Below are 11,732 nucleotides of genomic sequence, written 5' to 3'. Positions count from 1 at the left end.
AAGGCTTGGCTCTCGGTAGCCTGGGCAAGTACGATGAGGCTATAAAGGCCTATGACGAGGCCATCAGAATCGATCCTGAACTCTCCAGGGCATGGTACAATAAAGGCGTGGCTCTTGATAGCCTGGGCAGGTACGATGAAGCCATAAGGGCTTACGACGAGGCCATCAGACTTGATCCTGAATTGGCCGTGGCATGGGGCAACAAAGGCCTGGCTCTCGATAGCCTGGGCAAGTATGATGAGGCCGCAAAGGCTTATTATAAGGCCATCAGAATCGATCTCAAGACGGATATGCCTAGCACTACAGTAAAGTCAGTGCCTTGAGGGTGCCTCATCGCAACTCTGGATTGACGCAACAGGTCGGATCCCATGAGTCTCTTGATACGATATTAGATATCCAGACACCCGATATCTTATTTTGGGCTAGATTGGCGGAAAGCTTAAATTAGCTGTGCCCTCGAATCACATGGATACAGGAGTGGATGGTTGAAAACTCGTTGGCGTCTGCCGTCCGATGAGGATGCTGATGCCGGGGCACTAACAATGCGAGTTAGTTGTCATATATCTCAGTGGCCAAAAGGCTTTATTTTAAGAGACTGTAAGAGAGCATCAGGAGGGATTGCTTGACTCAAGGACTGACTATATTTGGATTTATGTTGCTGATGCTGGTCTCGCTGAATGCTGTATCCTATCAGGGCATCGCATCGGAGGGGGCTATAGCAGATAAAGGCTGGGCTCTCTACAGCCTGGGCAGGTACGATGAGGCCATCGGGACTTACTATGAGGCCATCAGACTTGATCTTGAAGATGCCGGGACATGGTACAATAAAGGCAATACTCTCTGCAGCCTGGGCAGGTACGATGAGGCCATAAAGGCATATGACGAGGCCATCAGAATCGATCCTGAAAATGTCGGGGCATGGAATAATAAAGGCAATGCTCTCGATAGCCTGGGAAAGTATGATGAGGCTATTGAGGCTTTTGACAAGACCATCGGAATTGATCCCGAATTGGCCGCGGCATGGAACAATAAAGGCAATGCTCTCGATAGCCTGGGCAAGTACGATGAGGCCATCAGGACTTTTGACCAGGCCATCGTAATTGATCCTGAATTTGCCTTGACATGGTACAATAAAGGCAATACTCTCAAAAATTTGGACAGGTACGATGAGGCCATAAGGGCTTACGACGAGGCCATCAGACTTGATCCTGAAAATGCCGCAGCATGGAGCAATAAAGGCAATGCTTTCAACATCCTGGGCAAGTATGATAAGGCCATCATGGCTTTTGACCAGGCTATCAGAATTGATCCGGAATTGGCCGCGGCATGGAACAACAAAGGCATGGCTCTCTATGGCCTGGGCAAGCATGATGAGGCCATCGGGGCTTATGACCAGGCCATCAGAATTAATCCAGAAGATATCAATCCTTGGTTCAATAAAGGCTGGGCTCTCAGCGATCTGGGCAAGTACAATGAGTCCATCGAAGCTTACGACGGGGCCATCAGAATTAATCCAGAAGATGTCAATCCTTGGTTCAATAAAGGCTGGGCTCTCAGCAATCTGGGCAGGTACGATGAGGCCCTAAAGGCTTACGACGAGGCCATCAGAATTGATCCTGAATTTGCCTGGGCATGGTTCGGTAAAGGCTTAGCTTTCGGTAGCCTGGGCAAGTATGATGAGGCCATAAAGACATATGATGAGGCCATCAGACTTGCTCCCGAAGATGCCGCGGCATGGTTAGGTAAAGGCTGGGCTCTCAACAGCCTGGGCAAGTATGATGAGGCCATCATGGCTTTTGATCAGGCTATCAAAATTGATCCTGAATCGATCGAGGCATGGAGCAATAAAGGTTGGGCTCTTTATAGCTTGGGTAGATACGATGAGGCCATAAAGGCATATGATGAGGCCATCAGAATCGATCCTGAATTTGCCGAGGTATGGAACAGTAAAGGCTTGGCTCTCTATGGCCTGGGCAAGTACGACGAGGCCATGAGGGCTTATGACGAGGCCATCAGACTTGATCCTGAATTGGCCGCGGCATGGAGCAATAAAGGCTCGACTCTCGATAGTCTGGGCAAGTATGATGAGGCCATCAGGGCTTATAACCAGGCCATCGTAATTGATCCTGAATTGGCCTTGGCATGGTACAATAAAGGCAATACTCTCAGTAACCAGGGCAAGTACGACGAGGCCATCGGGGCTTATGACCAGCCATCGTAATTGATCCTGAATTTGCCGCGGCATGGAGTAATAAAGGCAATATTCTCAGCGAGCTGGGCAAGTATGATGAGGCCATCGGGGCTTATGACCAGGCCATCGCAATTGATCCTGAATTGGCCGACTCATGGTTCAATAAAGGCTCGGCTCTCAGCGACCTGGGCAGGTACGATGAGGCCATAAAAGCATTTGATGAGGCCATCAGACTTGATCCTGAAAATGCCAATACACAGAATAATAAAGGCAATGCTCTCAGTCGCCAGGGCAAGTACGACGAGGCCATAAGGGCATATGATGAGGCTATCAGAATTGATCCTGGATACACCAAAGCATGGTACAATAAAGGCTCGGCTCTCAGCGGCCAAGGCAGGTACGATGAGGCCATAAGGGCATATGATGAGGCCATCGTAATCGATCCTGAATTTGCCGGGACATGGTACAATAAAGGCAATGTTCTCCACAGCCTGGGCAAGTACAATGAGGCTGTCAGAGCTTATGACGAAGCCGTCAGAATTGATCCTGAATTGGCCTTGGCATGGGACAATAAAGGCTCAACTCTCGGCAAACTGGGCAAGTATGATGAGGCCATCATGGCTTTTGATCAGGCTATCAAAATTGATCCTGAACGCGCCAGAACATGGTACAATAAAGGTGCGGCGCTCTATGACCTGGGCAAGTACGATGAAGCCATCAAGGCCCTTGACGGGGCGATCAGAATTGATCCTGAATTCGCCTGGGCATGGTACGATAAAGGCAATGCTCTCTGCAGCCTGGGCAGGTACGATGAGGCCATAAGGGCATATGATGAGGCCATCGGGATTGATCCTGAAGATGAATATGCCTGGTACAGCAAGGCCAGCGCCCTGAGGATGCTTCATCGCAACGCTGAAGCAGAAGCAGCATATAAGCGAGCACTGGAGCTGGGATACAGCAGATCATGGCATTGATGGAGATGATGGCGAATCAGGAATCACAAACCCCTTACCTTGGGTCAGGGTGAATAGAAGTGGGGAAAGTCGAAGGGTAAAGGAGGGGGAGAAAAACTCTATCGACTTTCACCTGAATCTATATAGACTATTGTCGATATATATAGTTTTCTGTCCCGGCGAAAAACGGCTGCTTGAGAGCAATCACCTGGCCATCGAGCCCGGAGGTGCCTCTGCTGATTCCAGGGATGTGATTGCCGCCGAAAGGCTCATCAAAGATCCAGCCTCATATATCATCAATATGGCTGCCTACAATATTATGCCCCCAAAGATCCTTGAAGAGCGTGCCAGCACCGCTTTGGCCCATCTTGAGTCCTGCCGGATCTGCCCCCGCCGCTGCCAGGTGAACCGGCTGGATGATGAGTGGGGCTTCTGCCGCACAGGCAGGCGGGCCCGGGTGGCCAGCTTCGCCCCCCACTTCGGGGAGGAGCCGCCCCTGGTGGGGCGCGCGGGCTCCGGCACCATCTTCTTCTCCGGCTGCAACCTGGCATGCGTCTTCTGTCAGAACTGGGATATCAGTCAAATGGGCGCCGGCCGGGAGGTGGAGGCAGAGGAGATGGCGAAGATGATGCTCGTCCTGCAGGATGGCGGCTGCCATAACATCAACCTCGTCACCCCCACCCACGTCGTCCCCCAGATCCTGGAGGCCCTGCTCCTGGCGCGGGAGGGGGGCCTCTCCGTCCCCCTGGTCTACAATAGCGGCGGCTATGACTCAGTGGAGACGCTGCGCCTCCTCGATGGTATCATCGATATCTATATGCCCGATGCCAAATACGGCCAGGATGGCCCCGCCCAGAGGTACTCTGAGGCCCCAGGCTACACAGCAATCATGAAGGCGGCCCTCAAAGAGATGCACCGCCAGGTGGGAGACCTGGAGATGGATGAGGAGGGCATTGCCCTGCGGGGGCTTTTAGTCCGCCACCTGGTCCTGCCCGCAGGCGCTGCCGGCACTGAGGAGGTGGTCCGCTTCATCTCTCAGGAGATATCTGTGAACACCTACCTCAATGTGATGGCCCAGTACCGCCCGGAGTACAATGCCTGCCGTTACCCCGAACTCGACCGCCCCCTGGCTGCGCAGGAGTATGCCCGGGCCATAGACCTGGCCCAAAGAGCAGGGCTGGTCCGGGGAATAACAATCCTTTAAATGCCTGCGGCTCCTAAATAGAATGCATATGATTCCTTTCCAGTATCTGGAGCATACTGCTGATATCAAATTCCGCGCCTATGGCACTACCAGGGAAGAGATGCTCTCCAATGCCGCCTCTGCCCTCTTTGGAGCCATGATCTCACCGGAGCAGGTGACCGTCCAGGAGGTCTGGCCGGTGGAGCTGGAGGCGGAGGAGCTGGAGGATCTGGCCTACCAGTGGCTCTCTGAGATCGTCTTTCTCTTCGAGACCGAGTCCGCAGTCTTCTCCACCTTTCAGGTGGTGCTGCAGGAGGGTGAAGAGGGAAGGGGGTGGAAGCTCAGGGCAGAGATAGGCGGAGAGCGAATGGACCTTGAGAGGCACCTCTTTCGGTCTGAGGTCAAGGCGGTCACCTGGCATAAGTTCGCCATCGTGAAGAATGAGCTGTGGTGCATTCAGGTTGTGCTGGATGTCTGAGGATTCCCTGGTATCGATATGATCTGCGGATCGACATGATCTACGGATCGATACGATCTGCGGATGATGATTCTCTGATATGATGATTTTGGAGGTGTGAGATATGGAAATTGAGAAGATCAGTGATAACATTTACGAGGTTCCCATAGGCTACCGGCCGGGGATGAGGGTGGCGGGCAGAATCTTCGTCTCCTCCAGCCTCTTGGAGATGGTCGAGCCGGGGACGATCGAGCAGGTGGCCAATGTGGCCACCCTTCCCGGAATCGTCGGCCACTCCATGGCCATGCCCGATGCCCATCTGGGCTATGGCTTTCCCATCGGCGGGGTGGCCGCCTTCCGGGAGCAGGGGGGGGTCATCAGCCCCGGTGGTGTGGGCTTTGACATAAATTGCGGGGTGCGCCTCCTCCGCTCGGACCTGAGAGCTGATGCAGTGCAGCCGCTCATCAACACCCTCGTAGATGCCCTCTTTCAGGCGGTGCCCTCGGGCCTGGGATCTACAGGCAGGCTGCATATCACCGATCAGCAATTGACAGAGACCTTCCTCCGGGGAGCAGAGTGGGCGTTAGAGGAGGGCTATGGGGTGGAGGCAGACCTGGTGCACTGCGAGGAGAGCGGCTGTATGTCTGGAGCTGACCCCTCCCAGGTGGGGGTCAAAGCGAGGAAACGGGGCCGACCGCAGTTGGGAACCCTAGGCAGCGGCAACCACTTCCTGGAGATTCAGAGGGTGGATGAGATCTACGACCAAGAGGCGGCAAAGAGATTCGGCCTCTTCGAGGGGCAGATCACAGTGATGATTCACACCGGCTCCCGGGGAGCTGGCCACCAGATCTGCACTGATCATCTGAATGTCCTCTCCAAAGCAGTGCGAAGGTACGGCATCGATATACCGGACAGACAACTGGCCTGTGCTCCCCTGGGCAGTCCGGAGGCAGAGAGCTACTTCGGGGCTATGGTCTGCGCCGCCAACTATGCCTGGACCAACCGGCATATCATCGCCCACTGGACGAGGGAGGTCTTCGACCGCTACTTCCCCGGCTCCCAACTGCCGCTGCTCTACGATGTGGCCCATAATGTGGCCAAGATCGAGGAGCATCAGGTGGAGGGGAAGAAGGAGAGGCTCTATGTGCACCGCAAGGGTGCCACCCGCGCCTTCGGCCCCTCGAGAGAGGAGGTCCCCGCTGCCTATGCCGGCATTGGCCAGCCGGTGCTCATCCCGGGGAGCATGGCCACGTCCTCATATGTGCTCTGCGGCCAGGACAAATCCCTGGAGCTGACATTCGGCTCCGCCTGCCATGGCGCAGGGAGGGTGATGAGCAGGAGCCAGGCCCTAAAGCAGTTCACAGGCAAAGAGGTGAAGGCCGCCCTGGACAGAGAGGGGATCGCCGTCCGGGCCACCTCCTCTGGGATGCTGGCCGAGGAGGCCCCTCAGGTCTACAAGCCGTCCAGCGAGGTGGTGGATGTGGTCCATGACCTGGGAATAGCCATCAAGGTAGCCAGGCTGTCCCCCCTGGGCGTCTGTAAGGGATAGGATACAGGATTAGGAGGCAATGATAGAGGATGGATGATGGATCTGCGTGTGGTCCTGGTCGAGCCCCTCTACGAGGGCAATGTGGGCTCTGTGGCCCGGGCGATGAAGAACTTCGGCTTTCGTGATCTGGCCCTGGTCAACCCCTGCAGGATCGAAGACTTCGGCTGTGCCATGGCCTCCCATGCCCGGGATGTCCTGCAGATGTCCAGAAACTTCTCCACCCTGGCCGAGGCCCTGGAGGGGGCGAACCTGGTGGTGGGCACCACTGGCAAGAGGCTGGAGCATGAGCAGCACCACCTGCGGCTGCACCTGAGGGTGCCCTGCCTGACCCCGGCTGGTCTAGCAGAAAAGCTCCGGGATAAGGAGGGGACAGTAGCCCTGCTCCTGGGGAGGGAGGACTGCGGCCTGAACAGCAATGAAATCTCCCTGTGCGATATGATCGTCTCCATTCCCACCTCGGAGGAATATCCAGTGATGAACCTCTCCCATTCGGCAGCTATCCTGTTCTATGAGCTCTCCCGGATTGGAGGCAATAGCCCGGACTGTGTGCAGATGGCCAGAAAAGAGACGTTGAAGCTATTGCAGGAGAGGGCAGGAGATCTTCTTGCGGATATTGCATATCCTGAGCATAAGAAGGACTTTGCTCTGCTCATGCTGCGGCGGATCTTCGGCCGGGCAGAGCTGACGGAGAGGGAGGCTCGAGCCCTTCTCGGGATCATAAAAAAGATCCGCTGGAGGGTAAGCCATGGCCAGAAGGGCTCAGATCGAGATTAAAAAGGACTGATTCTGGCCGGCGGGAAAAAAAGGTGGCCGGAGAAGAGGCGATCCCTTCTTTTCTTATTACTTATCACAGTGCTGCTCTATTGCTTGCAGCCATGATCAGGCGGCGGAGGGCGTACAGAAGTCCGGCAAAGCCCAGGCCCATGGACACAATGGACACCAGGCCGCCCAGGTAGGGGATCGGGAAGAGGAGATTTAATAGCACAAATCCGATGGCGAAGCAGACCAGATCTCCCTGTCTCAGATTGCCCTTCATACAGATCCACCTGCCCAGGCTGTAGGAGACGAACATCCCACTGCTCATCAGGGCGGCGATCATCAGGAAGGTGGATAACAGTGCTATCGGCAGCCCCACAACAGTGACAGCCACCAGCAAGAGGGCGATGAACGAGGCGATGACGACGATGAACCCCAGACCAGTCTTAAGAAGGGTGGAGGTGCGGATCTCCTCATCCACCATCCGGAAGAGGGGGGACAGATACTTCACCAGGATCAAACCTAAAATGAGGTATCCGATGATGATCATCAGGTTGAGCAGATCAAAACCACCCCACCTCTCCTCTCTGGCCGGGGCCATATCCTCTTTCTTTTCTATCTTATAGAAGTCGACCTTTCCCGCAGATCCGGTGTTGTTGAAACTGCCGGCATGAACAGTCAATGTGCCATTGACCCGGCCGGAGTTGAGAGCAGCGCCGCTGCTGATCAGGGCATCCCTGGCCACTGTCCTTCCTGGCAGAATGCTCACCTGGCCGCCGGCGGCCACCAGATTGGTGCCGATATCACCGCCCAGATTGACCGTCCCCCCAGCCGCCACCACCTTTCCGCCCACATCAGAGCTCACAGAGACCTGGCTGCCTGCAGCGATGACATCTCCTTTCACCGGGGCATTGATATTCACTGTGCTCCCTGCTGCCACCAGCGAGTCCACAGGGGCGTTGATGCTCACGATATTGCCCGCGGCAAAGACATCATCCTCTACCGGACTGTCAATGGCCACCACATCTCCAGAAAATGTCCTCAATGCCTCCCCGCTGGCGGAGAGGAATAAAAGGACTATCAAAATCATCATTGCGCGAGAATGATCCATCACATCCACCAGAACATTAAAAATGTAGCTCATCAGATAAATAGCCTCCTGCCACCTCACCCCTCCTTCACTCCACCTCATCCTCCTCATCCTCTTCATCCTCCTCATCCCTCTCATCCTCCTTCACTCCTCCTCATCCCCCCTCACTCCCTCTTTGGGCAGCCAATGAAATCGAGGGGAATGACAGGCCCCTCCAGCAGGAGAGGGCTTATGAACTAAGCGAGGCACAACCATGCTGACTGATATTGATGAGACTGCCTGAACTCCTCGCCCCTGCCGGATCGCTAGAGGCTCTGCACGCAGCCATAGCAGCAGGCGCAGATGCTGTCTACCTGGGCGGCAGGAGATTTGGAGCAAGAAGATTCGCCGCAAACTTCGATCATGCCGACCTGGCTCAGGCCATAGATTATGCTCATCTGCGAGGGGTGAGGGTGTATGTCACCGTCAACACCCTGATCAGGGAGGATGAGCTCCCCGACCTGGGGGAGTACCTCCTCCAGTTGTACGAGCTGGGCGCAGATGCCATTCTCCTCCAGGATCTGGGGGCAGCAGCCCTGGCCGGACATCTGGTGGCCGGCCTGGAGAGGCATGCCTCCACCCAGATGACCATCCACAATCTCCCCGGAGCTCTCTGTGCCGCTCAATTGGGCTTCAAGAGGGTGGTCCTGGCCAGAGAGGTGAATTTGGAGGAGATCCGGGCCTGGGGGCCTGAAGCCGAGAGGGCCGGGCTGGGGCTGGAGGTCTTCGTTCACGGGGCGCTCTGCTATTCATACTCCGGGCAGTGTCTCCTCTCCTCGGCCATCGGCGGGCGGAGCGGCAACCGGGGGATGTGCGCTCAGCCCTGCCGCAAACCCTACCTTCTGCTTCACGGCCCGGCGGACGAGTACGGCCGCCCCTCAAGCCTCCAGGCAGTCTCAGGGCAGGAGAGCTTCATCCTATCCACCCGCGACCTCTCCGTCTACCGCCATCTGGACCGGATCGTAAGCTCTCCCGTCCACTCCCTGAAGATCGAGGGGAGGATGAAGTCCCCCCAGTATGTGGCCATCGTCACCAGCATCTACCGCAGGGCACTGGATGCCATTGCCTCGGGCACCTGGTCATTCTCCCCGGAGGAGGAGAGAGATCTGGCCCTGGCATTCAACCGCGACTTCACAGAAGGCCATCTCCTGGGAGGCAGGGATGTCATGGGCCGGGAGATGCCGGATAATCGAGGAGTGCTGATGGGCAGGGTGGCCTGGTATGACCCCCGCAGATCAGAGGCAGGGGTTCGCCTCTGCAGCCCGCTTCTGCCGCAGAGGGGGGATGGGCTGGTCTTCCGGTCCCCGGGCCTGGAGAGGGGGCTGACGGTGCAGAGGGCTGTTGAGAGGGACGGCCTGCTCTGTCTGAGGACTGGATATGAGGTCCCGTCGGGGGCTGAGGTCTATCTGACCAGCAGCACTGCTCTGGCCAGGAGGGCAGAGGAGATCCTAGCGCAGGAGAGGCCGCCCATCCCGGTGGATATCACCCTCACCTGGGAGGATGGATATGTCCTGGCCCAGGGGCGGCTGGATAACGGCCTGATGGCGGCCGCCCGGGGGGAGAGCAGAATGCAAAAGGCTCTGAACCGGCCCCTGACCCCTGAACAGATCGAGACCCAGATGAGAAGGACAGGAGGCACCCCATTTGTGATAAGAAGGGTGAATATGGACTATCCTGGAGGCCTCTTCTCCCCTCTGGGAGCCTTGAACCAGTTGCGCCGCGATCTTCTGGCCGGGCTGGAGAGGGCAGTGCTGGAGGGGCGCCGGCCGGCCCCAGAGCAGATCCAGGAGGCGAGGGATCGCCTCCAGAGGTTCAGCCCTCCGACCGGCAGGGTGGAGGGGAGGAGGAGGCCTCCCCTGTTGTCCGTCTGTGCCGACAGCCTGGAGGCGCTGAAGGGAGCAGTTGAGGGCGGGGCCTCTCGCATATACTTCGATCCCCTCCTTCGGGCAGGGCATGATGCTATAGAGAGGGCAGAGAGGATCCGGGCCCTTCTGCAGGAGGGGAGGCAGCTATGCGGCCGGACAGAGCTGATCTGGAAGTGGCCGCAGATCACCCGCGATGATTTTATCGATACCGTCCTGCCCCTCCTCCCCTCCGTCCCGGTGGACGGGATCATGGTCGAGAATCTGGGACCGGCCTGGGCGGTGCGGCAGAGGGTGCCTGAAATGATGCTTTACGGTGGATTGGGGCTGAACGTCTGCAACCACCTGACTGTCCAGGCCCTTGCCTCCCAGTTCTCCTCGCTCACCCTCTCCTCGGAGCTATCCTGCCTCCAGCTGATGGATGCCGTCTTCGCCACCCGCGCCCTGCCTGGGCAGGGCGGCCTGCCGGCACTGGAGCTGGTGGTACAGGGAAATCTGGAGGTGATGGTGGCCGAGGACTCCATCCCCCACATTCCCCAAGGAGGTGATCTCGGGGAGTTCTGGGGCCTTCGGGATTCCAGGCACATCTTTCCCGCAAGGCTGGACGATCAGGGCAGAACCCACATCTTCAACTCCATGGAGACCTGCCTGATAGACCAGATGCCAGAGATCTTCCGGATAGGTCTGGATGGCATAATCCTGGACGCCCGGGGAAGGACGGGAAGGTATGCTCAGGAGGTAACAGCAGCCTACCGGCGGGCAGTCGAGCTGACTGCCGGGAGGTATGCAGACAATTCGATCAGGAGGGACTCGCCGCAGAGAGACTCGCCAGAGAGCGGATCCCTGGAGGCGGGGCTGCAGGAGTTGAAGGAGAGGATCAGGCTCCTCAGCCTGGGAGGGATCACCCATGGCCACTTTCTCCGGGGGTTGAAGGACTGAAGGACTGCAGGAATTCATCCTCAACAGACGTAAATCCTATTAGCTCCCAGATAGCAATGCCGCATACTGGATGGAGTGGTACAAATGACTACCGCTAAAGGGAGAGAGGAGCTGGATGCCGTGGCCGCCAAGGTCCTGGAGGGCCTGGATGATATCCTCAGGGTAATGCAGAGGGCGGCAGAGGAGATCGCTTGCGGGAAGCGGCCTGAGGAGGTCGACATATCAGGCCTGCCCCTCTATATGGCCAGATCGAAGGAGGATCAATCCGGCCAGGTCCGGGGAGTGGTCTATGCCATGGACTACGATGATTACCTGGAGATGCTGGACCGGGTGGCCACAGAGAGCGGTCTGTGCCTGGAGGAGCTGACGGAGTTGGAGGTGAACCTTCCCCAGATGGAGTTCGGAGAGGACCTGGTCACAGGAGGCTTTGAGGACTTCAAAGGCATATGCGTGGAGAGGCACAACCAATGCATCCTGCAGTTGATGGAGGCGGTCTTTGTTCTTCTGCAGGGGCGCGGCCTATCTGTGGCCTGCATTCCCGATGAGGATGTGCTCTTGTACCTCCCATTGAGATGCAGCCCTGAGGAGAGCCCTCCTGAGGAGAGCCCTCCTGAGGAGAGCCCTCCTGAGGAGAGCCCTCCTGAAGAAGAGCAGATATGATATCAGGCGCATTGGCCATAAGAGCATATGCCCTGGTTTTGTAATAGAAGGAT

The 11,732-nt window shown here is 57.0% G+C and carries 10 protein-coding genes; 9 read left to right on the top strand and 1 reads right to left on the bottom strand.

The genetic code is table 11. The annotated features are described in order from the left end of the window. Positions 1–5 precede the first annotated feature (5 nt). The 7 genes from IPI63_RS05275 (at position 6) to IPI63_RS05245 (ending at position 7,107) form a co-directional block, all read left to right on the top strand. Positions 6–323, top strand: a complete 318-nt coding sequence (locus IPI63_RS05275) for a tetratricopeptide repeat protein (RefSeq protein WP_292477090.1) — start codon at positions 6–8, stop codon at positions 321–323. 299 nt (positions 324–622) lie between these two features. Further along, positions 623–2,221 (top strand): tetratricopeptide repeat protein, encoded by a 1,599-nt coding sequence (locus IPI63_RS05270; protein WP_292477089.1) that lies wholly within the window; start codon positions 623–625, stop codon positions 2,219–2,221. Next, on the top strand, positions 2,215–3,165 hold the full coding sequence (locus IPI63_RS05265) for a tetratricopeptide repeat protein (RefSeq protein ID WP_366850873.1): 951 nt from the start codon (positions 2,215–2,217) through the stop codon (positions 3,163–3,165). The genes IPI63_RS05270 and IPI63_RS05265 overlap by 7 nt, the downstream gene beginning before the upstream one ends. A 280-nt stretch (positions 3,166–3,445) precedes the next feature. Continuing rightward, positions 3,446–4,348, top strand: coding sequence for a radical SAM protein (locus IPI63_RS05260; RefSeq protein ID WP_366850871.1), 903 nt, complete (start codon positions 3,446–3,448; stop codon positions 4,346–4,348). A 22-nt stretch (positions 4,349–4,370) separates the two neighbouring features. Beyond that, complete coding sequence (locus IPI63_RS05255) at positions 4,371–4,805, top strand: archease (RefSeq protein ID WP_292477085.1); 435 nt, start codon at positions 4,371–4,373, stop codon at positions 4,803–4,805. Between the two features lie 103 nt (positions 4,806–4,908). Continuing rightward, complete coding sequence (locus tag IPI63_RS05250; protein ID WP_292477083.1) at positions 4,909–6,333, top strand: RtcB family protein; 1,425 nt, start codon at positions 4,909–4,911, stop codon at positions 6,331–6,333. A gap of 33 nt (positions 6,334–6,366) precedes the next feature. Continuing rightward, positions 6,367–7,107 carry an RNA methyltransferase gene (locus IPI63_RS05245; RefSeq protein WP_292477082.1) on the top strand — a complete coding sequence of 247 codons (741 nt, stop codon included), beginning with the start codon at positions 6,367–6,369 and terminating at the stop codon, positions 7,105–7,107. 73 nt (positions 7,108–7,180) lie between these two features. On the opposite strand, the gene IPI63_RS05240 is transcribed toward IPI63_RS05245, so the two are convergent. Next, the gene (locus tag IPI63_RS05240; protein ID WP_292477080.1) at positions 7,181–8,317 is read right to left on the bottom strand and encodes a hypothetical protein; all 1,137 of its coding nucleotides are present in this window, start codon (positions 8,315–8,317) and stop codon (positions 7,181–7,183) included. Positions 8,318–8,448: 131 nt separating this feature from the next. Between IPI63_RS05240 and IPI63_RS05235 the strand changes: the two genes are divergently transcribed. Further along, positions 8,449–11,019, top strand: a complete 2,571-nt coding sequence (locus IPI63_RS05235; RefSeq protein WP_292477079.1) for a U32 family peptidase — start codon at positions 8,449–8,451, stop codon at positions 11,017–11,019. An 84-nt stretch (positions 11,020–11,103) separates the two neighbouring features. Next, complete coding sequence (locus tag IPI63_RS05230) at positions 11,104–11,679, top strand: hypothetical protein (protein WP_292477077.1); 576 nt, start codon at positions 11,104–11,106, stop codon at positions 11,677–11,679. Positions 11,680–11,732 lie beyond the last annotated feature (53 nt).

It is taken from the genome of Methanothrix sp. (genome assembly GCF_016706325.1).
Lineage (GTDB): Archaea > Halobacteriota > Methanosarcinia > Methanotrichales > Methanotrichaceae > Methanothrix.
This window is presented reverse-complemented; position numbering and strand designations above follow the sequence as displayed.

What these genes read in the sequence shown, in the direction of transcription:
- IPI63_RS05260 (WP_366850871.1), top strand. Translation starts at nt 3,446, where the DNA reads ATGGCTGCCTACAATATTATGCCCCCAAAGATCCTTGAAGAGCGTGCC.
- IPI63_RS05255 (WP_292477085.1), top strand. Translation starts at nt 4,371, where the DNA reads ATGCATATGATTCCTTTCCAGTATCTGGAGCATACTGCTGATATCAAA.
- IPI63_RS05250 (WP_292477083.1), top strand. Translation starts at nt 4,909, where the DNA reads ATGGAAATTGAGAAGATCAGTGATAACATTTACGAGGTTCCCATAGGC.
- IPI63_RS05245 (WP_292477082.1), top strand. Translation starts at nt 6,367, where the DNA reads ATGATGGATCTGCGTGTGGTCCTGGTCGAGCCCCTCTACGAGGGCAAT.
- IPI63_RS05240 (WP_292477080.1), bottom strand. Translation starts at nt 8,317, where the DNA reads ATGAGAGGGATGAGGAGGATGAAGAGGATGAGGAGGATGAGGTGGAGT.
- IPI63_RS05235 (WP_292477079.1), top strand. Translation starts at nt 8,449, where the DNA reads ATGAGACTGCCTGAACTCCTCGCCCCTGCCGGATCGCTAGAGGCTCTG.
- IPI63_RS05230 (WP_292477077.1), top strand. Translation starts at nt 11,104, where the DNA reads ATGACTACCGCTAAAGGGAGAGAGGAGCTGGATGCCGTGGCCGCCAAG.